Genomic DNA, 23,833 nt, shown 5'->3' on the forward strand with positions numbered 1-23,833 from the left:
ATTCTCGTTGGTCGAGGCATGGAGAGCCTCGTACGCAGAGCCACCATGTCCCTCGCTCCGCTGGTCCTGCTCGCGGGAGCGCTCAGCGCTCCTGCGGAGGCCGCCGAGCCGAAGCCCGGGTACGACGCGAAGGTGCGGATCACCGAGCACGGGATCCCACACATCACCGCCCGCGACTGGGGCTCGCTGGGCTACGGCAGCGGCTGGGCGACCGCCGGTGAGGCCACCTGCACCCTGGCCGACATCCTGCTCAGCGCCCGCGGCGTACGCTCCCGCTGGCTCGGCGCGGACAAGATCTACGACGACGGCGTCTCCAAGCCGACCACCAACCTCGACTCGGACGTGCTCGTGGGTGATCTCCACAACCGGCAGGTGGTCGAGCGGCTGCTCGAATCACCAGCCGGGCCGTCGACGCGCGCGAAGCAGATGGTGCGCGGCTACGCCGCCGGGGTCAACGAGTGGCTGCGTACGCACGAGGTCACCGACCCGGCCTGCGCGGGCGCTCCCTACCTCCGCCCCGACGTCACCGGGACCGACGTCTGGTACGGCGTCTATCTCGCCAACCTGATCGCCTCGGCCGGACAGTTCGTCGGCGAGATGAACGCCGCCTCTCCCCCGTCGCTGACCGACCCCGGCCTGCCCGATCTGCCCGGCGCCCTGGGGCTGCCGTCGCTGCCCACCACCGCAGCCGAGGTGCCGGCTGCGGCCGCGAAGGTGGACAAGCAGAATCTGCTGGCCTCGTTCGGCCGTGACCCCGAGCGCTCCTTCGGGTCGAACGCGACCGCGATCGGCGGCGATGCCAGCTCGACCGGTGCCGGGATGCTGCTCGGCAACCCGCACTTCCCGTGGCAGGGCCGCTACCGGTTCACCCAGCAGCACCTGACGATCCCCGGCGAGTACGACGTGGCCGGCGCTTCGCTGATCGGCTCGCCGGCGGTGAACATCGGCTGGAACGACGACGTCGCCTGGAGCCACACGGTCTCGACCGCCTACCGGTTCACGCCGTACGAGTACACCACCCTCGGGCCGGGAACCCGCTACCTCACCTCGGACGGGGTGGAGCGGGCCGAGCGGCGGGAGGTCGAGGTCGAGGTCAAGACCGCCTCGGGCACGACCACGGTCACCGAGGATCTCTACCGCACGCCCGAGGGCTACGTCATCGACTCGCCCTCGCAGCTGATGGCCTGGGGGTCGCAGAGCTTCTGGGCGATCCGGGACGCCAACGCCGAGCACCTGCGCACCATCGACACCTTCCTCGGCATGGGCTCTGCCTCCTCGGTCGGGGACCTGCTGGAGCGCCAGGACGCCGGTGGCGGGATGCCGTGGGTCAACACGATCGCGGCCGACCGCCACGGTGACGCCCTCTACGCCGACCACTCGGTCGTCCCGCACGTCACCGACAGGCTCGCCGCACGCTGTATGACGGTCGTCGGCAGGCTGCTGAACGTCGTCGCCGGCCTGCCCGGTCTCGACGGCAACCGCGCCGGGTCCTCCTGCGCCTGGGGAGCCGATGCCGATGCCCAGCGCCCCGGGATCCTCGGTGACGAGCACCTCCCCGACGTCGTACGCCGCGACTGGGTGATGAACGCCAACGACTCCCACTGGCTGCCCAACCCGGAGGCCCCGCTGGAGGGCTACCCCGCGATCCTCGGCTGCGAGCGTTGCGAGCGGACGATGCGTACGCAGATGGTGGCCCGCTACGTCATCGACCAGCTCGCCGCGCACGGCGTCGAGACGCCCGCCTCGCTGGCGGACCACGAGTACGACAACCGGCAGCGGACAGCCGAGGTGATGAGGGCCGACGGCGCGCTCGACCGGGTCTGTCGGCTCACCGGCGAGAAGCAGGCCTGCGCCGTCCTGGCCGGATGGGACGGACGATCGGACGCGACCTCGGTCGGCACCGCGATCTTCACCGAGTTCGTCGAACGGGCCCCGGCCGGGCTCCGGCTCTGGCGGGTGCCGTTCGACCCCGACGACCCGCTCGACACGCCGCGCGGGCTGCGCACGACGCCGGGCACGATCAAGGCGATGAAGGGCGCGATCGCGGCCGTGAAGGCGACCGGCCTACCGATCGACTCGCCATGGGGTGCCTACCAGGTCGCCGCCGACCGCGGCGCTCCCCCGCTGCCCCTCGGCGGCGGTGAGGGCAACCTGGCCGGCAACGCCAACGCGCTCGCCTCCCACAGCCCGGTGCAGAACACCGGCTACGCGCGGCCGATCACCTACGGCTCCTCCCACATCCAGGCCGTCTCGTTCGGCCCGGACGGCGTCGAGCCGCGCACGATCCTGACCTACGGCCAGTACGAGGACCCCGCCTCGCCTTGGTCCAGCGACCAGACCCGCCTCTTCTCCGAGGAGAAGTGGGTCGACTTCCCCTGGACCGACGAGGAGATCGAGGCAGACCTGGTCGAGACCGTGCGCCTGCGCTGACTCGGCGTGGGGTGTCAGCCGACGAAGACGGCGCTCGCCTTGGCGAGCTCGGGTCCGACCGGCTCATAGAGCGCGAGGAACTCGCCGTCGGGAGCGAAGACAGCCGTGATCTTGTCGAGCGCGAGCCCGAGCTTGCGCCCGTAGCGGACGTCCTGCGCCTGCGCCTCGGAGAGGTCGTACGCCGGGAACGCAGCGCGAGCGGCCTCGGCCAACGGGAGCACGGCGAACTCGTCGCCGAGCTCGTCGAGCGTCCTGGCGACGTCCAGGTCGTAGGGCCCCACGGCGGTGCGGCGCAGCGCCGTCAGATGTCCACCGACCCCGAGCGCCTCGCCGACGTCGCGGGCGATCGCGCGGATGTAGGTGCCGCTGGAACAGCGCACCGAGATGTCGACGTCGACCACGTCGCCCTCGACCCGGACGTCCCCGACGGTCAGCTCGTGCACCGTGACCGGCCGGGCCTTCAGCTCGACCTGCTCACCGTCGCGTACGCGCTGGTAGGCGCGCTTGCCGTCGACCTTGATCGCCGAGACCGCGGTCGGGACCTGGAGGATGTCGCCGACCTGGGTGGCGAAGGAGCTGCGTACGTCCTCGGCGGCCAGTCCGCTGGCGACCTTCTCCGCGACGACCTCCCCTTCAGCATCATCGGTGGTCGTCGAGACTCCGAGCCGGACCGTCGCGTCGTAGGCCTTCTCGGTCAGCATCAGGTGACCGAGCAGCCGGGTGGCACGCTCGACGCCGAGGACGAGTACGCCGGTGGCCATCGGGTCCAGGGTGCCGGCATGCCCGACCTTGCGGGTGCCGGCCAGACGACGCACGCGCGCGACGACGTCGTGGGAGGTGACCCCGGCGGGCTTGTCGACGATGACGAGACCAGAAGGAGCACTCACTCCTCGTCGTCCTCGCGGTGCCCTGAGCCTGTCGAAGGGTCCCACTCGTCCTCGGCCTCACGCGGCTTCTTGTAGGGGTCGGGCTCGCCGGCGTAGGACTCCACACGAGCGGCGGCGACCGCGTCGTCCTGCGCCTTGGCGCGGGCGAGCACGTCGTCGAGGTGGCGAGCCGTCTCCGGCAGCGCGTCGTGGATGAACTCCAGCGTCGGGGCGGTGCGTGTGCCGAGCTGCTTGGCGACCTCGGAGCGGATCAGCCCCTTGGCCGACTCCAGCGCGGCCGCCGTGCCGGCGAGCTCGGCCTCCGAGTCCGCTCCCAGCACCGTGTAGAAGATCGTCGCGTTCTGGCTGTCACCGGTCACCCGGACATCGGTGATGGTGACGAAGCCGATCCGCGGATCCTTGATCCGCCGTTCCAGCATCTGAGCGACAACGACCTTGATCCGGTCAGCGATCCGACGCACCCGTGGGCTACTCATGTTCACACTCTCTCAAATAATCGAAGCAAATCGAGACGTTGGCCGGGCCGCGACTGCGACCCGGCCAACGTCAGAGGCTCGTTCAGCCCCTGGGAATCTCCACCATCTCGAAGGCTTCGATGAAGTCGCCTTCCTTGATGTCCTGGAAGTTCTTCAGGACCAGACCGCACTCGAAGCCCTCGCGGACCTCGGAGGCGTCGTCCTTCTCGCGGCGCAGCGAGGCGAGGTCGAGGTTGTCGGCCACCACGGCGCCGTCGCGCAGAACGCGAACCTTGGCGTTGCGGCGGATGAGGCCCTCGGTGACCATACAGCCGGCGATGTTTCCGGCCTTCGACGAGCGGAAGATCGCGCGGATCTCCGCCTTGCCGAGGCTCTTCTCCTCGTACTCCGGCTTGAGCATGCCCTTGAGGGCCGCCTCGATCTCCTCGATCGCCTGGTAGATGACCGAGTAGTAGCGGATCTCGACACCCTCGCGGTCAGCCAGCTCCGTCGCCTTGCCCTGCGGGCGGACGTTGAAGCCGATGATGATCGCGTCGGAGGCAGCAGCCAGGTCGACGTTGGTCTCGGTGATCGCACCGACACCGCGGTCGATGACCCGGATGGAGACCTCGTCGCCACCCACGTCGATCTTGGCCAGTGCGTCCTCGAGAGCCTCGACCGAACCGGACACGTCGCCCTTGAGGATGAGGTTGAGCTCTTGGCTCTCGCCCTTCTCCATGGAGGCCATGAAGTCCTCCAGCGTGCGGCGTACGCGGCGCTTGGCCTGCTGCGCAGCACGCTCGCGCGCCTCGCGCTTCTCGGCGATCTGGCGAGCCATCCGGTCGTCCTCGACGACCAGGAAGCTCTGGCCCGCACCCGGCACCGCCGAGAGACCCAGGACCATCGCCGGACGCGACGGAGTCGCCTCGGTGATCTCGTGGCCGTACTCGTCGATCATCGCGCGGACACGGCCATGGGCCGGACCGGCGACGATGGACTCACCCACACGCAGCGTGCCGCGCTGGACCAGGATGGTCGCGACGGGGCCGCGGCCACGGTCGAGGTGAGCCTCGATGACGATGCCCTGAGCGTCCTGGCTGGCGTTGGCCTGCAGGTCGAGCGAGGCGTCGGCGGTCAGCACGACCGCCTCGAGGAGGCCCTCGATGTTGATCCGCGACTTCGCCGAGATCTCGACGAACATGGTGTCGCCGCCGTACTCCTCGGGGATGACGCCGTATTCGGTCAGCTGGCCACGGATCTTGGTCGGGTCCGCCTCCGGCTTGTCGATCTTGTTGATCGCGACCACGATCGGGACGCCGGCCGCCTTGGCGTGGTTGAGCGCCTCGATCGTCTGCGGCATCACGCCGTCATCGGCCGCGACCACGAGGACCGCGAGGTCCGAGGACTGCGAACCACGAGCACGCATGGCGGTGAACGCCTCGTGGCCCGGGGTGTCGATGAAGGTGATCCTGCGCTCTTGGCCGTCGACCTCGGTCGCGACCTGGTAGGCACCGATGTGCTGGGTGATGCCACCGGCCTCGCCCTCGATGACGTTGGCGTCACGGATGGCGTCGAGCAGCTTGGTCTTACCGTGGTCGACGTGACCCATGACGGTGACGACCGGCGGACGGACCGTCCAGTCGGACTCGTCGCCCTCGTCGCCGAGCTCGATGTCGAAGGACTCCAGCAGCTCGCGGTCCTCGTCCTCGGGGGAGACGACCGAGACGATGTAGTTGAGCTCCTCACCGAGCAGCTCGAGGGTCTCGTCGTTGACGGACTCGGTCGCGGTGACCATCTCTCCGAGGCCGAACAGCATCTGCACCAGCTGGGCCGGGTCGACGCCGATCTTCTCGGCGAAGTCGGTCAGCGAGGACCCACGGGCGAGACGCACGGTCTCGCCGTTGCCCTTGCGGACGCGGATGCCACCGATCGTCGGGGCCTCCATGGCCTCGAACTCCTGACGACGCGCCCGCTTCGACTTCCGGCCACGACGCGAGGGGCCACCCGGGCGACCGAAGGCACCCTGGGTCGTTCCGCGACCACCGGGACGACCGGCGCCCGGACGACCGCCGAAGCCACCGCCACCGGGACGACCCGGAGCACCGCCGCCGCCACCGGGACGACCACCGGCACCCGGGCGGCCACCGCCGCCGGGACGACCCGGAGCACCGGCACGACCGCCGCCACCGCCGCCGGGACCGCCGCCAGGACGGGCACCGAACGCGGCCGGGGACTTCGGCATCATCGCCGGGTTGGGACGCGGCATGCCGGGACGGCCGCCACCACCCTGGCCACCCTCACGGGCAGCAGCAGGACGCGGCGGACGCTGGTCGCCACCGGCCGGGGCACCGCCCTGGCCTCCGCCCTGACCGCCCTGGCCTCCACCCTGGCCGCCGGGACGCGGACGCCCCATGCCCTGGTTGGAGGAGAACGGGTTGTTGCCCGGGCGCGGAGCGCCGGGCTTGCCGACCGGACGGGGTCCGGGACGACCGGCACCACCAGAGCCGCCGCGAGCCGCGGGGGTCTGCGGACGAGTGCCGGGCTTCGGCGCACCAGGCTTGGGCGCACCAGGCTTGGGCGCGGCCGGGCGTCGCTCGCCTCGGTCGGTGCCTGCCGGCTCGCTCGGGCTGGTCTTGGGAGCGGCCGGAGCCGACTCCGCGGGGGCTGCCGGCGGAGCCTCGGCCTTCTTGGCCGGGGGCTTCGGGCCGGGCCTGGGGCCGGCCGGCTTGGACGCCGCAGGCGCCTCGGCAGGCTTCTCGGCAGGCTTCTCGGGCGCCTTGTCCGCGGCCTTCTTCGGGGCAGCAGGCTTGGGGGCGGCCGGCTTGGGGCCGGGCTTGGGGGCGGTCTTCTCGTCCGTGGACGAGGATCCACCGTTGCCGCCGGACTTCAGGCCGGGGCCGATCTCCTTGCGGAAACGCATCTCCGCAGGCAGCTCGACGGTCGAGCTCGCCGACTTGACGAACTCACCCATCTCCTTGAACTTCTCGAGAACGAACTTGCTCTCGACTCCGAACTCTTTGGCGAGTTCGTGGACTCGGGTCTTAGCCACGTTTCTCCTTCTGGCCACAGACCCGAAATCCGGGTGAAACTGTGACCACTAATGGTTGTAGAACACGCTCATCGCGAAGTACTCATCGAGTGCTCATGAGCTTTTGCTCCAGTTCCTGGTCAGTTGACCGTCGGCGACGGTCGTGGATGTCGGGCGCTTGTCGAGGTAGTCCTCCACCGGTGCGCTGGAAAGCCCGCCCGCGCCCCCCCTGCCTTTCGGGAACAGGGCCCGGGTGAACGCCTTCCGGCGCACCGCGAGTTCGTAGCACTCACGCGTGGGATGCAGATGCGCCCCTCGCCCGGGTGCGGTGGCTGTCGGATCGGGCACCACGGCCGGGTGGCCGTCGTGGCCCGAGCCGGCGGTCACCCGCAACAACTCGCGCTTGGCGGCTCGCTTCCGGCAACCCACGCACGTACGGACGGGTCCGTTCTGCGTAGTTTCTTCGAGGCGTGCCACCGATACTCAACACTACCGCTTACGGGGTTCGGGAGACTAAACCGGGGCACAGGTCGTTCCTATTCCGTGACCCGACCTCACAGGACGGCGGCGATCTCCGGCCAGGCCAGCAGGCCGAGCTCGCGGTCGGCCTCCTCCGAACCGCCCCAGTCGAGCCGCCGGCTGAGCGGGAGCACGGGCTCTCTGGGCAGCACGACCCGATGACCGGCGTCGGGATGGGTGACCACGATGGTCTCCAGGTCGTGGGCCGTACGTCGGCGCCGGACCGCCTCCGCGAAGAGGACCGACGGCCACAGCGCGTCATCGCCCCCGGCGACCAGGACGACCTCACCGGCGATGCGCTCGACCGCGATGGTCGCGGCGGGCACCCGGTCGGCGTACTTCTCCAGAGCCGAGAGGTAGGCCTCGCAGAACGACGGGAGCTCCCCATCGGCCTGCGCGCTTCGCGCGCTTGCTCCCTCGCTCGGCGCGAGCGGACGAGCAAGCTCGCCGCTCGACCTCACTCCGGTCGCCTCCTCGATCGCCTCGTCGTCGAAGGGTACGAATGGCACCTGCTCGCCGCGCAGCGTCCACGAGGACCGCTGCGGCCGCTCGTCGCTGAGGCCGGCCCAGGAGACGTACGTCGGGGACATCGCGACCACCGCGTCGATCTCGGGATGCAGCGTGCCGAGCAGCAGCGCCGCCTGGGCGCCCCAGGACGTGCCCAGCACCACCAGCCGCTGGTAGCGGGAGTGGAGCTCGGCGAGGACGTCGTCGAACGTCTCCAGCGGCATCAGGCGGGCCTCGCCCGGCTGTCCGGGGCCGCCGAAGTAGCGGATCGACGCAGCCGCCACGCCGTGCGCGGCGAGCATCCGGCACCGATCGGTCTCGACCCGCCCCGAGGACCCGGACAGGACGAGGACCCCGGTGGTGGCACCTTCCGGCTCCACCAGAATGCCCTCGGACCCGGTCAGAGCTGTCTCACGCACGTTCGGCATGCGCACAGGCTAGCCAGCCGCGAGGCTCAGGCGACCGGGGTCTCCTCGTCGGAGCGGATGTCGATGCGCCAGCCGGTGAGGCGAGCGGCGAGGCGGGCGTTCTGCCCCTCCTTGCCGATGGCCAGCGAGAGCTGGTAGTCGGGCACGACGACGCGAGCCGACTTGGTCGCCTCGTCGATGATCTGCACCGCGGCGACCCGGGCCGGGGAGAGCGCGGAGGCGACGAGCACCTTCGGGTCCTCGGACCAGTCGACGATGTCGATCTTCTCGCCCTGCAGCTCGGACATGACCTGGCGGACCCGCTGCCCCATCGGGCCGATGCAGGCACCCTTGGCGTTGACGCCGGCGACGGTCGAATGGACGGCGATCTTGGTGCGGTGGCCGGCCTCTCGGGCGATCGCGGCGATCTCGACGGTGCCGTCGGCGATCTCGGGGACCTCGAAGGAGAAGAGCTTCTTGACCAGGTTGGGGTGGGAGCGCGAGAGCGTGATCTGCGGACCACGCATGCCCTTGCGCACGCTCACCACGAGCGCCTTGATCCGGGTGCCGTGGCTGTAGTCCTCACCGGGCACGCGCTCGGAGAGCGGGATGACGCCCTCGAGTCGGCCCAGGTCGACGAGCACGTCGTCGGGGTTGCGGCCCTGCTGGATGACGCCGGAGAGGATGTCGCCCTCCTTGCCGGAGAACTCACCGAACTTCACGTCGTCCTCGGCGTCGCGCAGCCGCTGCAGCACGATCTGCTTGGCGGTGGTGGCGGCGATCCGGCCGAAGCCCTCGGGCGTGTCGTCGTACTCCCCGACGACGTTGCCCTCGTCGTCGACCTCCGCAGCCAGCACGCGTACGTGCCCGGTCTTACGGTCGAGGTCGACCCGCGCCTTCGTCTGGGACTCGCCGGTCTTGTGGTAGGCCGTCAGCAGGCCCTGTTCGATCGCCTCGACGAGCACATCGAGCGAGATCTCCCGCTCCCGCTCCAGCATCCGCAGGATGCTCATATCGATGTCCATGGCCTACTCCCCCTCGTCGATCCGCTTGAACTCGATCTGCACAAGCGCCTTCTTCACTTCCGCGTACGCCACCTCGCGGCGCTTGCCGCTCACCTCGAGGCTCGCGCGCTCCTCGTCGGACTCCTTGACGCGGCCGGCGAACGTGGAGCCGTCGACGGTGGTGACCTTGACCAGGCGACCCTTGTTGCGGCGCCAGTGGCGCGGCAGGGTCAGCGGCCGGTCGACACCGGGAGAGGTGACCTCGAGCGTGTATGGCTGCTCGCCCATGACGTCGGACTCGTCGAGGACCCGGTTGACCTCACGGGTCGCCTCGGTGACCCCCTCATGGGTGATCCCGCCGTCCTTGTCGACGGCGATCCGCAGGATCCGGCGCTTGCCGGCCGGCGTGATCTCCACTGCCTCGACGTCGAGGCCCAGGACCAGAAGCGGGTCGACAAGGGCCTCCTCGATGGCACTCGCGATCGCGTCCTTCCGCTCAGCACTCAACGCGATCTCCCCCTGCATCCTGTTGTCTGATCCTGTTGGCTGGTCCAATTGTGTGGGCCGCCGAGCACGCGGCGCCGCCGATGACACCTTACCTGTACGCCTCGGGTGTCTCGCACAGCACGCGGTTGTGTTGGAAAGCCGCTGACGCGACTCTCGCCGGGTGTGGCTAGGGTTCCTCACGTGTTCAGGATGCTCTCGCGCCGCACCGCTGTGGCCGTCGCCGTGGTCGCTCCGATGGCCGCCTCGGCGTGTTCGGCCTCGGAGATGCTCAATCCTGTCAAAGCACCGCCGCCGAGCACTCCCCCGGCCCCCGCCAACCCCGACCAGAGTGTGATCGACGCCACGGTCGCGGAGATCCTCGGCGCCGACGCGGGCGCGCCGGCGGCCTTCGTCCAGCTCCATCGCGTCCACATCGAGGCGCTGGCGCCGTCCGAGGGCGTCACGGCCGCGCCGGCGCAGGGCCGCTGGCAGGAACGTCAGCTCGCCCTGGTCACCACGCTCACCGCCGCTGCCGGGCATGCCGCGGACCCGCAGCTGATCACGCTGCTCGCCTCGGCAGCCGCCGGCCAGCAGCAGCTGCTGCACGGACGGGGCCTGGCATGACGGGGGCCGGCACGACAGCCGCGGACTCGGCCTCGACAGAGGCCATCCAGGCTGCGCTCGCGGTCGAGCACGCTGCGATCTACCTCATCGGCGCCCTGGGCGGGCGCACCTCCGCCTCGTCCACACCGGCGCTGGCGCGAGCGCTCGAGGTCGCGTACGCCGACCACGTGAACGCCCGCGAGGCCCTGGCCGTCCGCGTGGTGGCCGCGGGGCTCGAGCCGGTCGCGTCCTCCGCCGTCTACGACGTGCCCCGCCAGACCGGGTCGGCCGAGGGCATCAACGCCGCGGCCCTGCGCTTGGAGCGGGACACCACCGCGACCTATCTCTCCCTGGTCCCGAAGGCGACCGGCACCGACCGCACGCTGCTCGTCCAGCTGCTCTGCCGGGCGGCCGCGCGGCAGCTCGACCTCGGCGCGAAGCCGACGGCGTTCCCTGGAACCTAGGCCAGCGCCACCAAAAGCCGAGATGGCCCGCGAACCGTCCGGCGCGGGAGACTCCCGAGATGTCTCCCGAATCCGGGCGGCTCGCGGGCCAGGTTTTGGCCTGGACACGAGGCCTGAGAAGCCGCCTGGGGGCGGACCTCTCTTGCAGAAGTATGCAATCCCCGCTCAGAATGGCCCAGACCCGCAAAAGCGCATTGCAAGAACTTGCAACTTTTCCTGGTGTCATTCCCAGGAGCGAGCGATCTGGTGTATGGCCGCTCAGCCGCCGGGCGGCGGGGCACAGGGAGACCTTCAGCACCGTACCGATCTTCGAAGACCCTGTCCGCTCGCGCAGACGCATCGAGACAGATCCGAGACCTTCCCGGCTCACATGTGTCCGGTCTCGACGTAGGAACTATGCCAAGAGAGCGCCTCACCGAGCAGGTGCGGCGTGTGCACGGCATCGGGACGCTCGCGCTGGGCGCGCTCGAAGTAATCGACGAGCCGGTCGCGGTAGCCGGGGTGCGCGCAGCGGTCGATGATCTTCCGCGCCCGTGCCCGCGGCGAGAGTCCGCGCAGGTCGGCCAGCCCCTGCTCGGTGATCACGACCTGCACGTCGTGCTCGGTGTGGTCGACGTGGCTGACGAAGGGCACGATCGAGGAGATCGCGCCGTTCTCGGCGGTCGAGGCAGAGACGAAGAAGTTGAGATACGCGTTGCGGGCGAAGTCGCCCGAGCCGCCGATGCCGTTGACGATCGAGGAGCCGGCGACGTGGGTGGAGTTCACGTTGCCATAGATGTCGGCCTCGACCATGCCGTTGATCGCGATGAGGCCCAGCCTCCGTACGACCTCCGGATGGTTCGAGATCTCCTGCGGCCGCAGCAGGATCCGGCCCTTGTAGTGGTGGATGTCGTCGTTGAACCGCTGAGCGCCCTCCTCGGAGAGCCCGAAGGACGTCGACGAGACGCCGATCAGCTTGCCCGAGTCGAGGAGGTCGAGGAGGCCGTCCTGGATCGTCTCGGTGTAGGCCGTCAGATGCTCGAACTCGCTCTCCTGGAGGCCGGCCAGGACCGCGTTGGCGACGTTGCCGACGCCGGCCTGGAGCGGCAGCAGGCTCCGGTGCAGCCGGTCGTTGCGCACCTCGTGCCGGAGGAAGTCCACGAGGAGGTCCGCCATCGCGCGGCTGTTGTCGTCGACCGGGCGCAGCGGCGTGTTGCGGTCGGGCTGGTCGGTCTCGACGACGGCGACCACCTTCGCCGGGTCGACCCGGAGGTAGGGGTCGCCGATCCGCTGCATCGGCGTGGTGAGCTGGATCGGTGCTCGCTGGGGCGGCAGGCGGGTGCCGTAGTAGATGTCGTGGAAGCCCTCGAACCCTCGCGGCTGCCAGCTGTTCACCTCGAGGATCACCTTGTCGGCGTTCTCCAGCCAGGTCTTGTTGTTCCCCACGCTCGAGGAGGGGACGAGCAGCCCGTTGTGGAGGATCGCCGCCACCTCGACGACGGCGACGTCGAGGCCGCCGTAGAAGCCGAACCAGCTGTGCTGGGCGACGTGGGACAGATGTACGTCGACGTACTCGACCTCGCCGGAGTTGATCTGCCGGCGGAGCAGCGGGTCACCGTTGTAGGGAAGCCGCTTGGAGAGCCCGTGCGCCTCGGCGAGGACGCCGTCGAGGTCGGGCGCCGTCGAGGCACCGGTCCACGCCTGGACCCTGAACTCCTCGCCACGCTCATGAGCCGCCCGCATACGTCGTGCCAGCGCCGCCGGCACCGCCTTCGGGTGCCCGGCCCCGGTGAACCCCGAGAACCCCACGGTCTCCCCCGGCGCGATCTGCTCGGCCGCCTCCGCGGCGCTCATCGCCCGCCCGGCGAGCGTACGGTCAAGAATCCTGAGCCCCGTCATGGGATCGATCTTGCCTCACCCCCGCTCGCCGAGTCGGTAGAAATGGCGGGCGGGGGTGGGTCAGCCGCGGACGACCTCGGTCAGGTGAGCGACCACGTCGTCGAGAGCGACCTCGGTCCTCTCGCCGCTCTTACGGTCCTTGACCTCGATCTTGCCCTCGACCAGACCCTTGCCGACGGTGACGATGGTCGGGACGCCGATGAGCTCGGCGTCCTTGAACTTCACACCGGGAGAGACCTTGGGGCGGTCGTCGTAGAGCACGTCGATGCCGGCGGCCTCGAGCTCACCGGCGAGCATCGAAGCGGCCTGGAAGATCGCGGCGTCCTTGCCGGTGGCGACGAGGTGGATGTCGTACGGAGCGACGTTGCGGGGCCAGGCCAGGCCGATGTCGTCGAGGGTGCCCTCGGCGACGGCGGCCACGGCCCGGGTGACACCGATGCCGTAGGAGCCCATGGTGACCGTGACGAGCTTGCCGTTCTCGTCGAGGACCTGCAGGCCGAGGGCGTCGGCGTACTTGCGGCCGAGCTGGAAGACGTGGCCCATCTCGATGCCGCGGGCCAGCGTCAGCGGGCCGGAGCCGTCAGGAGCCGGGTCGCCCTCACGCACCTCGGCGGCCTCGATGGTGCCGTCGGGGGTGAAGTCGCGGCCGGCGACCAGATCGATGACGTGCTTGCCCTCGACGTTGGCGCCGGTGACCCAGCGGGTGCCGGTGACGACGCGCGGGTCGACGAGGTAGCGGATCCCCGAAGCCGAGGACTCCCCCAGCGCCTCGGGGCCGATGTAGCCCTTGACCAGCTCGGGGTGCTTCTTGAGCTCGACGTCGTCCATCGGCTCGACCTCGATCGGCTCCAGCTGCCCCTCGAGACGCTTGATGTCGACGTCGCGGTCGCCGGGCAAGCCGACGGCAAGCGGCTCGACGGTGCCGTCGGGGTGGCGCAGCGTCAGCAGCACGTTCTTCAGCGTGTCGCCGGCCTCCCAGGGACGGTCCTCGCGCGGGAACGCCTCGTTGAGGTGGTCGACGAGAGTCTGGATCGTCGGTGTGTCGGGGGTGTCCTCGGCGTGGGCGGCGGGCACGCCCTCATAGGAGATCGGCTCGGGGGCCAGGGTCGTGACCGCCTCGACGTTGGCGGCGTAGCCCCCGGCCGAGCGGACGAAGGTGTCCTCGCCGGCCTCGGAGACGGCCAGGAACTCCTCGGAGGCCGAGCCGCCCATCGCACCGGAGGTCGCCTTGACGATGACGTACTCGAACCCGAGGCGGTCGAAGACCTTGACGTACGCCGCACGGTGGGCCTGGTAGGCGGCCTCGAGGCCCTCGTCGGTGTAGTCGAAGGAGTAGGAGTCCTTCATGATGAACTCGCGCCCGCGCAGCAGCCCGGCACGGGGACGCGCCTCGTCGCGGTACTTTGTCTGGATCTGGTAGAGCGCCAGCGGCAGGTCCTTGTAGGAGCCGTAGAGGTCCTTGACCAGAAGCGTGAACATCTCCTCGTGCGTGGGGCCGAGCAGGTAGTCGGCCTCCTTGCGGTCCTTGAGCCGGAAGATGCCGTCGCCGTACTCCGTCCAGCGGCCGGTCGCCTCGTAGGGCTCGCGCGGCAGCAGCGCGGGGAAGTGCACCTCCTGGGACCCGATCGCGGCCATCTCCTCGCGGATGATCGCCTCGACCTTGCCGAGCACGCGCAGTCCCAGCGGCAGCCAGGAGTAGATCCCCGGAGCGGCGCGGCGGATGTAGCCGGCACGGACAAGCAGCTGGTGGCTCGCGACCTCGGCGTCCGCGGGACTCTCACGAAGAGTCCGCACGAACAGGGTCGACATACGGGCGATCATGCGGGCAAGCGTACGGCGCAACGGACCGCTCCCGCGAACCGGTTCTGGGTGTGTTGTGACCGGCCCCGAGCAGGCTCAGAACATGATGGTGGAGAAGCGGGCCGTCTCGAGGAAGCCGGCCCGCTCGTAGGCGCGGCGGGCGGGGGCGTTCCACTCGTTGACGTAGAGGGAGATGCGGGGGGCGACCTCGCGACGGACGATGTCGCAGACCGCGGCCATCCCGCGGGCGGCCAGGCCCTCGCCGCGGCGGTGCGCGGGCACCCAGACCCCCTGGATCTGGGCGGCGCCCGGCGTCGCGCAGGCGACCTCTGCCTTGAAGACGACCTCGCCGTCCTCGATCCGCGCGAAGGACCAGCCGCGCGCGATCAGCTGGAGCACCCGGGCGCGGTAGAGGTCACGGCCACCGCCGGTCTCGGGCGAGATCCCGACCTCCTCGGTGTACATCGCCACGCACGCCGGATAGAGGACCTCCATGTCGGCGCGGACCGTGCGGCGTACGAAGGGGTCCGGCTCGACCAGGCTCTGCAGCTGCTGCTCGAGATGAGGCTGCTCCCAGCGCTCGTCGCGCGGTTTCCCCCAGGACTCACCGATCGCGCTCCACAGCGAGCGCACCGCGGGCTGCCGCCCCACGATCGTCGAGACGGTGCGTACGCGGTTGCGGGCCCGCTCACCGAAGGCGTACGCATCCTCCTCGGTGGCCTGGATCGGGACCAGGTTGGCGCCGACATGGCAGGCCGCGACCAGGTCGCCACCGTCCCAGCGGCCCCAGATCTCGCCGCCGAGCCAACGCGGCTCGAGGTTGGTGGTGCGCGCCCGGTATTCCGCGAACACGTTGACCACCGGATCCTGACCGGTCAGCTCCAGGAACGCACTCAGATCCCCCGCATGCAGCGGGCGGATCCCCTGGCGCGTCGTCAGCATGTCATCGAGCCTAGAGCCAATCCGGTTGTACGTCGCGCCTCGGCTCGCAGGCCGGATCACGCAAAGATGCGCTCGATCGAGTGCATCCGCTCGCGGACGGTCTTGAGCAGTACGTCCTGACCGGCCGCGCCCGTGTCGCCCCACACCGCCCGGCCCACCATCACGCCGCCGGCACCGAGCGCTCGGACCTGCGGCAGACGCTTGTTGAAGTCGTCCCAGCTCATCCCGTCCGACCGTGCGACCCAGGGCGCTCTCCCGATGTCGGCGCGCTCGATGGCCGCGATGCCCTCGTCGTTCACCTTGAGCTTGAGCACGATGCCGGTCTCTCCCGAGCGCTCGGCGAGTGCGGCCAGATCGTCGAGACAGCCCGGCCTCGCGCAGTAGGGCTCGAGGAAGACCCGGTGATAGCCCGGCAGGCGTTCGAGCACGGCCTGCGCGATCGGCGCGCAGCCCGCCTGGTGGTCCTCGAAGCCGACCTTGACGGCGTCGGTCGATCTCGTGGGGACGATGAGCTCTTCGACGGTCTCGATGTCCGGGAGTCCGGCGCAGGCGAGCTCCGGGCGTACCTCGCCGTGCCCCTGCGCTGGACGCACGACGATGCCCCAGCCGGGGGCGTGGGCCACCAGGTCGAGGAGCTCGAACCTGATGTCGGAGGAGTCCGGGGTGCGGAACAGCCCATCGTTAGCGTGATCGATGGCAAGCCAGAGATTGGTCACTGTTGTCGCCAGTCTGAGGAGGGAACAAGAGACATGTGGAGGCGCTAGGCGAAGCCTAAGCAGCGCGGCCCATGATCAGCGGCAACTCGCGTGCACTGCAGGCTGCGGGTCGCGCGGCCCCTCGATGATCGGTTCTCAGTATTCGCCGCCGTCGGCGACCACACACTGACCATTGATGGCGCTGGCGCCGTCGGAGGCGAGGAAGACACAGACCTTGGCGACGGCGTCGGCGGTCACGAAGCGGTGCCCGGGGATGCGCGCCGCCCGGTAGGAGATGTACTGGTCGACCGTGACGCCTTCCTTGCGAGCGTGCTTGACGAAGACCTGCCGGGAGGACTCGCTCCACATCGGTCCCGGAGCGACGACGTTGGCGCGGACGACCCCCTCCTCCTCCTGCGCGATCGCCTGGGCGAGCCCGGTCAGCGCGTGCTTGGACACGCCGTAGGCGGCCCGTCGTGACGGCGTACGGATCCCGAAGACCGAGCTGACCAGGACGACCGCACCGGACCCGGCCGCCCGCAGCTTCGGGAGCGCGAGCGAGGCCGTACGCCACACCGAGGTCAGGTTGATGTCGAGGGTGTGCTGCCACTCGGACCGGTCGATCTCGGCGACCGTGTCGGGGCTGGGGTTGATGCCGGAGCAGTTGATGAGGCCAGACAGCGTGTCGAACCCGGCGAGCGACTCGGCCAGGGCGTCCACCCCGTCGTCGGTGGTCAGGTCGGCCTCCACCCGCGCCACCGCTCCGGTCTCGTCGGCGAGGTAGGCGAGCTCGGTCGTACGGCTGTAGCCGTGCACGATCACCGGAGTGCCATCGGCGCTCAGTCTGCGTGCGACGGCACTGCCGAGGTCGCCGGTGGCTCCGAGGACGAGCACTGGTGGCCGAGGCTGTGCACCCGGCGACTCAGGCAGTGTGCTCATGGCGCTCCTTGATCCGTCGGATCGCCGCCCTCACCACTTGGTCGTGGGTGGGCGGCAGACCAGTGAGACCTTCAAGATGGCTCAGGCAAGTGATATCACCCATTTGTCCGAGCCGATATGCGGTTATCGGAATCGCCGGCGTGAGCACCGGGTGGTGCAGCCTTCGGACCAGCGCCTCGGTGATGTCGGTGTCCACGCGGAGCGCGTCGCGCTCTCGGCCGACGGTGCGTGGGTCCTCCTCACGGTCCAGGATCTGGAGATAGCCGTCGACCGGGACCCGACCGCGCAGAACGAGCTGATACATCGCCGCCTTCCGCAGGAACAGCGACTCGAAGGCCTCCAGCACGAACTCCAGCTCGTCCCAGTAGCGCTCCGGCGCCTGGTCGAGGAGCTCTCCGTAGTCGTCGCGCTCCTCGGTCAGGTAGAGGCAGATCAGCCGGTCCATCCAGGACAGGCTCTCGCGCACGCTCAACCGGGCCACCGCGTCCAGGTCTCCGGGCTGGAACCCGGCCTTCAGAAAGCTCATCACCATCCCGCCGAGGTGCATGTGGACGAAGCGGGCACCGTCGAGCGCCATGGCGCGTCCGTCGCGCAGCCGGTCGCGGATGCTCTCGGCCACGAAGTAGCGGTAGAAGGTCTCGTGAGCGAACTCCGCCGACTCCACCGAGTCCCTGGTCCGCCCGCTCACCCCGAAGACCTCGGGGTGGTCGAGCAGGTCGGCGATCCATTCGTACGTCAGGAAGTCCCGCTGCCTGGTGATGTCGAGATCACGCTGCAGGTTCGCGAAGAGCCATTCCGAGACGCGCGGGACCGGGATCAGGTCCTGCTCCTGCGAACCCGGCTCGTCCATCCCGGTGAACAGGTCCCAGGCGATGTCGCGGTAGGTCTGGAACCGCACCCTGCTGGGGATGCGTGAGCTCTTCCGATCCCAGGGCTGACCGCAGATGTGCTTGAGGTGGACGGTGTAGCCGTCCCACAGCGTCCGGGGAGCGGGCGCGCCTTCCTCGATGGAGGCGTAGAGCTGCTTGAGGACCAGCGGCGTCGCGGGGAAGAATCCCCCGCCACGCTCCATCTCGGCGGCCAGGCTGTTCAGCCTCTCATCGCCTCCGCGCTCATCGCCGAGAGCCCGCACCTCGACCGGCGAGATCGGCTCGACGCGTACGACCACGGCTTCCTCGACGCCGAGATCCTCCAGGCGCGCGGGACTGCGCAGCTGCTCGGCGAGCTCGTCGCGCTCGGTCTGCAGGTTGCGCTTGCTGATCACGACGAATCGGCCGCCCCGGCCGAACGCGGAGCGCAGCTCGCTCAGGTCGGGACGGGTGACGCCGTGCTCCTCGGCGCTCGAGGAGATCAGGTCGAAGTCGTCGATCACGATCGGCGAACGGTCATCGTCGACCAGATCCGCGTAGTCGACCGCCCCGTCGCGCAGGCTGATGTAGCGCACCTGCTCCTTCGACGCGGTCCACTCCCTGGCCTCGATCGTCTTCCCCGAACCCGAGGGACCGGTGAGGAAGAAGAGGTTGGACTCGGGATTCTCCAGCCATCGGCCGAGCACCTCGATGAGCGGGATCGTGGCCCGGTCCGTCGTCAGCCCGCTCAGCAACGCCACTCGTGCCCGCGGGAAGGTCAGCCGGGAGCTGGTGGCGGGCGCCGGCGCCTCGGTCATCTCAGCCGCTGCGAGGGTGAGCATCGGCTGTGCCGAGGCGGAGCCCGAGGCGATGGACCCGGGCAGTCCCGCATGCTGATCACGCCAGGCGTACGCCTTCCACCACTTCGACTGCCAGATGCCGGTGTTCTTGCGGATCCACTCGCCCTGGTGGGCCGGGTCGAGAGTGCGAGGCACCGCGCCTCCGACGACGCGGATGAGCTCGTCGAGCGGCATCAGCTTCGAGCCGGACGTACGCCGGTAGAAGGTGCTTCTGGCCATGGCCACGCCGGCGCCACCATCGGCTTTGCCGGTGACCTGCCTGACCCAATCGCGCAGTTCGACGTTGAACTGCTCTGGAGAGAGCGCTTCGTCGGTCATTTCCCCTCGCCGAGTCGTCGCGACCGCGGGCTGTGAGTATCTCGCAGGCGTCCCATTTCTGTCCCAGAAACGTCCCAACTCCCCCAGGACTGTCTTTACTTCGTCCCCACTCCCACCCGGCTACTGGCGAGTTGGATGTGACGTCCGCCACCTTGGAGACGTCCCCGACAGGGACAGCGCCGGCCCACCGAACGGGCCCCAACGCTGAAGGAGATGATGACCATGAGGAACCACAAGTTCAGCATCGCTACCTTCGCCGTCACGCTTCTTGTCGTGTTCGGCTTCAACCAGCTGCTCAGCGCTGAGCCGCCCAAGTGCGAGGCGGCCGCCGGCACCTCGTCCGTGTCCGTCGTCGCGGGAGGGGTGCTGTCATGAACGGCTTCTTCCCCCGCCCCGGCGAGACCGTCCGGGCCCGCGGCGGCACCCGCTCCGGAAAGCGCGGTGTCGTCGTCGCCACCGCCGCGGGTCGCGCCAAGGTCCGCTTCGACGGCCGCAGCGGCACCCGCTGGGTCCGCAGCGGCAACCTGAGCTCGACCGGCGGCGGCTCGCTGCCCTGGGTCCTTCCCGTCAAGGCCGCACTCGTCCTGTTCCTGGTCGTGCCGGGCATCCGGTTCGTCGTCGTCCACCTGTGGACCCACGGCGGACTGGACGGGTTCGCCACGGCTCTCGGAAACCAGATGGGCCAGGCGGCGCTCGCCTGGGGCCACCTGCTCACCACGGACCCGCTCGGAGCACTGCTCCACCTCGGGTTCCTCGGCGTGGTCTCCAGGCTGATGCACTGGTGATGCCGCCGACGACCTTCGAGACGTACGCAGGAAGTTGTCTCGAAGCGACAGACAGAGGCCCGGTCCGGCTGTGATGGACCGGGCTTCTTGCGTACGTGGCCCACGCCGGGTTGCGGGATGCTCACCGAGATGACTCGGCGAGTGCGCACCTGCTTCGTGGAACTCCACGAAGGAAGCGACCGTCCACCGAGTTACCTCGGTGAACATCCACCGCTCAGCCGCTGACCGAGACCGACGCGCCGCCGCCCTCGACGGGCTCCATGCCCTCGGCGATCTTCATCGCTTCCTCGATCAGCGTCTCGACGATGGCGGCCTCGGGGACGGTCTTGATGACCTCGCCCTTGACGAAGATCTGGCCCTTGCCGTTGCCGGAGGCAACACCGAGGTCGGCCTCGCGAGCCTCGCCGGGCCCGTTGACGACGCAGCCCATGACCGCGACCCGCAGCGGGACCTCGAGGCCGTCGAGGCCGGCGGTGACCTCGTCGGCGAGCTTGTAGACGTCGACCTGCGCACGCCCGCAGCTGGGGCAGGAGACGATCTCGAGGCGGCGCGGCTTCAGGTTGAGCGACTCCAGGATCTGGATGCCGACCTTGACCTCCTCCACCGGCGGCGCGGAGAGCGAGACCCGGATCGTGTCGCCGATGCCCTTGGACAGCAGCGAGCCGAAGGCGACGGAGGACTTGATCGTGCCCTGGAAGGCGGGGCCCGCCTCGGTGACACCGAGGTGGAGCGGCCAGTCGCCGGACTCGGCGAGCAGCTCGTAGGCGCGCACCATCACGACCGGGTCGTTGTGCTTGACCGAGATCTTGAAGTCCCGGAAACCGTGCTCCTCGAAGAGGCTCGCCTCCCACATCGCCGACTCGACCAGCGCCTCGGGCGTGGCCTTGCCGTACTTCTCCAGCAGCCGCTTGTCGAGCGAGCCCGCGTTGACGCCGATCCGGATGCTCGTGCCGTGGTCCTTGGCGGCCGCGGCGATCTCCTTGACCTGGTCGTCGAACTTGCGGATGTTGCCCGGGTTGACCCGGACCGCTGCGCAGCCGGCCTCGATGGCGGCGAAGACGTACTTCGGCTGGAAGTGGATGTCAGCGATCACCGGGATCTGCGACTTCTGCGCGATCGCCGGGAGCGCGTCGGCGTCGTCGGTGCTCGGACAGGCGACGCGGACGATGTCGCAGCCCGACGCGGTCAGCTCGGCGATCTGCTGGAGGGTCGAGTTGACGTCGGCGGTGACCGTGGTCGTCATCGACTGCACGGAGATGGGGCTCTCGCTGCCCACTCCCACCGAGCCGACCTTGATCTGGCGGGTCTTGCGGCGAGGAGCGAGCACCGGGGCGGGTGCCTCCGGCATACCAAGGGGGATCGACGTCATGGGGTCAAGATTACTTTCCGGTCAGGCTTGCAGGTGAAGTGGGACGACGAGGTCGGCGACGATCAGCACAACACCCATCACCAGGAGCGCCGAGGCCACGACGTACGCCACCGGCAGCAGCTTCGCCGGGTCGGCGTGGCCCGGCTCGGGCCGTCGGAAGAGCCTGGCGAAGGCGCGGCGTACGCCCTCCCACAGCGCCGTCGCGATGTGGCCGCCGTCGAGCGGCAGGAGCGGGACGAAGTTGAAGATGCCGATGAACAGGTTGAAGCCACCGACCAGGAACGCGAAGCTGGCGACCTTCTCACCGACGTCGAGGCCCTCGTGGGCGGCGATCTCGCCCGCGATGCGGCCGCCGCCGACGATGCTGACCGGGCTGTCGGCCGAGCGCTCCTCGAGACCGACGATCGCGAGCGCGACGTGCCAGACCTTGACCGGGAGCCGCAGGAGCGCGTGGACGGCGTTCTCGGCCATCACGCCCATCTCCTTCAGCGCGTAGACCGGCCCCTCCTTGGTGGTGACCACGTGCGACTCGGGTGACATCCCGAAGAAGCCGACCTTCGCGGTCTCGGGGTCGGCGCTGGTGTCGTCGAGGTCCTTGACCCGCTCCTGCACGACGGTCTGGGTCTGCAGCGTCATCCGCTCGCCGTCGCGCTCGATGACGATCGTGGCCTCGCCGTCCATGTTGTCGCGGATCAGCTTCTGCGCGACCGGCCACGAGGTCAGCTCGGTGCCGTTGAACGAGATCAGCTCGTCGCCGGGTTTCAAGCCGGCGTCGGCGGCCGGGGTCGGCCTGTCGCTCGGACGGCACTCACGGCCCTGTTCCTCCCAGGTCAGCAGGCACTCCTGCAGGCTCGAGACGACCGGATGACCCTCGTTGACGACAGGCTCGCGGACACCGTAGATGCCGAAGACGCCCCAGAGCACGAAGAACGCGATCGCGATGTTCACCGACGGCCCGCCGGCCATCACGATGACCTTCTTCCACCACGTCATCTTATAGAAGAGCCGTGGCTCGTCCTCCGGACGGATCAGCTCCCACTCGGCCGAGCGGGCATCGCTGATCAGCTGGGTGAACATGCCGGTGTTGGACTTGCGGATCTTGAGCGCACCGTCATCGGTCCGCTCCCCCAGCTGGTCGGCGCCGGGCGGCAGCATGCCGACGATCTTGACGTAGCCACCGAGCGGGATCGCCTTGAGGCCGTACTCGGTCTCGCCGATCTGCTTGGACCACACCGTCGGCCCGAAGCCGATGAAGTACTGCGTCACCTTCCCGCCGAACGCCTTCGCCGGGATCATGTGGCCGAGCTCGTGGAGCCCGATCGAGACCAGGATCGCGACGACGAAGCCGATCACTGCCAGCGTGTAAAGCAGCACACTCATTTACCGGTCTCCAGGATGCGAGTTGTCTCCGCGCGCGCCCAGGCGTCGGCGGCGAGCACGTCCTCGATAGAGAGGGTGCTTTCAGAGCGTACGCCCTGATGGGCTGCCATGACCTCCACGATCGTGTCCACGATGCCGGGGAACGGGATCTGGCCCTCGTGGAAGGCGTCCACGCAGACCTCGTTGGCGGCGTTGTAGACGGCGGGGTGGGTGCCACCGCGGGTCCCGGCCTCGCGGGCCAGCCGCACGGCCGGGAAAGCTGAGTCGTCGAGCGGCTCGAAGCGCCAGTCGGCGGCCTTGGTCCAGTCGATCGGTGTCTCTGCGTCCGGCACCCGCTCGGGCCAGGCCATCCCCATCGAGATCGGCACCAGCATCGTCGGCAGCCCGAGCTGGGCCACCACGGCACCGTCGGTGAACTCGACCATCGAGTGGATGTACTGCTGCGGGTGGACGACGACCTCGATCCGGTCGAAGGGTACGTCGAAGAGCAGGTGTGCCTCGATCACCTCGAGGCCCTTGTTGACCAGGGTGGCGGAGTTGGTCGTGATCACCCGCCCCATCGCGAAGTTGGGGTGCTTGAGCGCCTGCGCCGGGGTGACCTGGGCGAGCTCATCGCGGGAGCGGCCGCGGAACGGGCCGCCGGACGCGGTCAGCACCAGCTTGCGTACCTCCTCGGCGCGGCCGGCACGCAGGCTCTGCGCGATGGCGGAGTGCTCGGAGTCGACCGGGACGATCTGTCCCTCGGCGGCGACCCGCTTGACCAGCGGACCACCGATGATCAGCGACTCCTTGTTGGCCAGCGCAAGGGTGTTGCCGGCCTCCAGCGCGGCCAGCGTCGGGCGGAGACCGACGGCACCGGTGATCCCGTTGAGCACCACGTCGGCGGGCTGGGCGGCCGCCTCGACCGAGGCCTCCTCCCCCAGGCCCGCGACCTTGGGCGCGAACTCGGCGACCTGGGCCTCGAACAGCTCCTTGTTGGACCCGCCCGCGGTCAGGCCGACGACCCGGAACCGGCCCGGGTTGGCCCGCACCAGGTCGAGTGCCTGGGTGCCGATGGACCCCGTGGAACCGAGGATCACCACGTCGCGTGGTCGCTGATCGTTCACCCGCCCATCCTGCCAGCAGAGGCTGAGAAGGCGCCAAGCGGACACCGAAAGGACCGGCGAGAAGACCCCGGAAATAGCAACAGCCCCGGACTCCCCCACGGGTCCAGGGCTGCGCATGAAACG

General features: G+C 69.5%; 21 protein-coding genes. 5 read left to right on the top strand and 16 right to left on the bottom strand.

Going from position 1 to position 23,833, the window contains the following annotated elements:
- Positions 1-45: 45 nt before the first annotated feature.
- Positions 46-2,430: a penicillin acylase family protein gene (locus ABZZ22_RS02225; protein WP_354926364.1), complete on the top strand. Its 2,385-nt coding sequence runs from the start codon at positions 46-48 to the stop codon at positions 2,428-2,430.
- Positions 2,431-2,444: 14 nt separating this feature from the next.
- Here ABZZ22_RS02225 and truB read toward each other — a convergent pair whose 3' ends face one another.
- The 7 genes from truB to rimP all read right to left on the bottom strand — a co-directional run bounded on the left by truB (position 2,445) and on the right by rimP (position 9,744).
- Entirely contained in the window at positions 2,445-3,317 is an 873-nt protein-coding gene (truB, locus tag ABZZ22_RS02230) for a tRNA pseudouridine(55) synthase TruB (RefSeq protein ID WP_354926366.1), read from the bottom strand.
- The gene (gene rbfA / locus ABZZ22_RS02235) at positions 3,314-3,793 is read right to left on the bottom strand and encodes a 30S ribosome-binding factor RbfA (protein ID WP_354926368.1); all 480 of its coding nucleotides are present in this window, start codon (positions 3,791-3,793) and stop codon (positions 3,314-3,316) included. The genes truB and rbfA overlap by 4 nt, the downstream gene beginning before the upstream one ends.
- Positions 3,794-3,875: 82 nt before the next feature.
- Positions 3,876-6,821 carry a translation initiation factor IF-2 gene (infB, locus tag ABZZ22_RS02240; RefSeq protein ID WP_354926369.1) on the bottom strand — a complete coding sequence of 982 codons (2,946 nt, stop codon included), beginning with the start codon at positions 6,819-6,821 and terminating at the stop codon, positions 3,876-3,878.
- A 93-nt stretch (positions 6,822-6,914) separates the two neighbouring features.
- Positions 6,915-7,277: a YlxR family protein gene (locus ABZZ22_RS02245; RefSeq protein WP_354926371.1), complete on the bottom strand. Its 363-nt coding sequence runs from the start codon at positions 7,275-7,277 to the stop codon at positions 6,915-6,917.
- Positions 7,278-7,354: 77 nt separating this feature from the next.
- Positions 7,355-8,254: an alpha/beta fold hydrolase gene (locus tag ABZZ22_RS02250; protein ID WP_354926373.1), complete on the bottom strand. Its 900-nt coding sequence runs from the start codon at positions 8,252-8,254 to the stop codon at positions 7,355-7,357.
- 26 nt (positions 8,255-8,280) lie between these two features.
- Positions 8,281-9,258 (bottom strand): transcription termination factor NusA, encoded by a 978-nt coding sequence (gene nusA, locus ABZZ22_RS02255; protein ID WP_354926375.1) that lies wholly within the window; start codon positions 9,256-9,258, stop codon positions 8,281-8,283.
- Positions 9,259-9,261: 3 nt separating this feature from the next.
- The gene (rimP, locus tag ABZZ22_RS02260; protein ID WP_354926377.1) at positions 9,262-9,744 is read right to left on the bottom strand and encodes a ribosome maturation factor RimP; all 483 of its coding nucleotides are present in this window, start codon (positions 9,742-9,744) and stop codon (positions 9,262-9,264) included.
- A gap of 180 nt (positions 9,745-9,924) precedes the next feature.
- On the opposite strand from rimP, the gene ABZZ22_RS02265 reads away from it, so the two are divergent.
- Positions 9,925-10,347, top strand: coding sequence for a hypothetical protein (locus tag ABZZ22_RS02265; RefSeq protein WP_354926379.1), 423 nt, complete (start codon positions 9,925-9,927; stop codon positions 10,345-10,347).
- Positions 10,344-10,790 carry a DUF4439 domain-containing protein gene (locus ABZZ22_RS02270; RefSeq protein ID WP_354926381.1) on the top strand — a complete coding sequence of 149 codons (447 nt, stop codon included), beginning with the start codon at positions 10,344-10,346 and terminating at the stop codon, positions 10,788-10,790. The genes ABZZ22_RS02265 and ABZZ22_RS02270 overlap by 4 nt, the downstream gene beginning before the upstream one ends.
- Positions 10,791-11,156: 366 nt before the next feature.
- On the opposite strand, the gene ABZZ22_RS02275 is transcribed toward ABZZ22_RS02270, so the two are convergent.
- The 6 genes from ABZZ22_RS02275 to ABZZ22_RS02300 all read right to left on the bottom strand — a co-directional run bounded on the left by ABZZ22_RS02275 (position 11,157) and on the right by ABZZ22_RS02300 (position 19,070).
- Positions 11,157-12,668, bottom strand: a complete 1,512-nt coding sequence (locus ABZZ22_RS02275) for an acetyl-CoA hydrolase/transferase family protein (RefSeq protein ID WP_354926383.1) — start codon at positions 12,666-12,668, stop codon at positions 11,157-11,159.
- A 60-nt stretch (positions 12,669-12,728) separates the two neighbouring features.
- Positions 12,729-14,489, bottom strand: coding sequence for a proline--tRNA ligase (locus ABZZ22_RS02280; protein ID WP_354926385.1), 1,761 nt, complete (start codon positions 14,487-14,489; stop codon positions 12,729-12,731).
- 75 nt (positions 14,490-14,564) lie between these two features.
- Positions 14,565-15,410: a GNAT family N-acetyltransferase gene (locus ABZZ22_RS02285; protein ID WP_354926387.1), complete on the bottom strand. Its 846-nt coding sequence runs from the start codon at positions 15,408-15,410 to the stop codon at positions 14,565-14,567.
- Between the two features lie 56 nt (positions 15,411-15,466).
- The gene (locus tag ABZZ22_RS02290) at positions 15,467-16,126 is read right to left on the bottom strand and encodes a hypothetical protein (protein WP_354926389.1); all 660 of its coding nucleotides are present in this window, start codon (positions 16,124-16,126) and stop codon (positions 15,467-15,469) included.
- A 135-nt stretch (positions 16,127-16,261) separates the two neighbouring features.
- Positions 16,262-17,044: an SDR family oxidoreductase gene (locus ABZZ22_RS02295; RefSeq protein WP_354926391.1), complete on the bottom strand. Its 783-nt coding sequence runs from the start codon at positions 17,042-17,044 to the stop codon at positions 16,262-16,264.
- A complete protein-coding gene (locus ABZZ22_RS02300; RefSeq protein WP_354926393.1) occupies positions 17,028-19,070 on the bottom strand; it encodes a hypothetical protein in 2,043 nt (680 codons plus the stop codon). Before ABZZ22_RS02300 ends, ABZZ22_RS02295 begins: the two co-directional genes overlap by 17 nt.
- Before the next feature lie 222 nt (positions 19,071-19,292).
- Here ABZZ22_RS02300 and ABZZ22_RS02305 point away from each other — a divergent pair, with 222 nt between their 5' ends.
- Both ABZZ22_RS02305 and ABZZ22_RS02310 read left to right on the top strand, forming a co-directional pair.
- Complete coding sequence (locus tag ABZZ22_RS02305) at positions 19,293-19,445, top strand: hypothetical protein (protein WP_354926395.1); 153 nt, start codon at positions 19,293-19,295, stop codon at positions 19,443-19,445.
- The gene (locus ABZZ22_RS02310; RefSeq protein WP_354926397.1) at positions 19,442-19,855 is read left to right on the top strand and encodes a hypothetical protein; all 414 of its coding nucleotides are present in this window, start codon (positions 19,442-19,444) and stop codon (positions 19,853-19,855) included. The genes ABZZ22_RS02305 and ABZZ22_RS02310 overlap by 4 nt, the downstream gene beginning before the upstream one ends.
- Positions 19,856-20,069: 214 nt before the next feature.
- On the opposite strand, the gene ispG is transcribed toward ABZZ22_RS02310, so the two are convergent.
- From ispG to dxr, 3 genes are read right to left on the bottom strand one after another with little or no spacing between them, the layout of a single operon-like run.
- Positions 20,070-21,224: a flavodoxin-dependent (E)-4-hydroxy-3-methylbut-2-enyl-diphosphate synthase gene (gene ispG / locus ABZZ22_RS02315; RefSeq protein ID WP_292646119.1), complete on the bottom strand. Its 1,155-nt coding sequence runs from the start codon at positions 21,222-21,224 to the stop codon at positions 20,070-20,072.
- 21 nt (positions 21,225-21,245) lie between these two features.
- Positions 21,246-22,604 (bottom strand): site-2 protease family protein, encoded by a 1,359-nt coding sequence (locus tag ABZZ22_RS02320; protein WP_354926399.1) that lies wholly within the window; start codon positions 22,602-22,604, stop codon positions 21,246-21,248.
- The gene (gene dxr, locus ABZZ22_RS02325; RefSeq protein ID WP_354926401.1) at positions 22,601-23,710 is read right to left on the bottom strand and encodes a 1-deoxy-D-xylulose-5-phosphate reductoisomerase; all 1,110 of its coding nucleotides are present in this window, start codon (positions 23,708-23,710) and stop codon (positions 22,601-22,603) included. The genes ABZZ22_RS02320 and dxr overlap by 4 nt, the downstream gene beginning before the upstream one ends.
- Between the last annotated feature and the right edge of the window lie 123 nt (positions 23,711-23,833).

It is taken from the genome of Nocardioides sp. NPDC006273, from assembly GCF_040613495.1.
Classification (GTDB): Bacteria; Actinomycetota; Actinomycetes; order Propionibacteriales; family Nocardioidaceae; genus Nocardioides.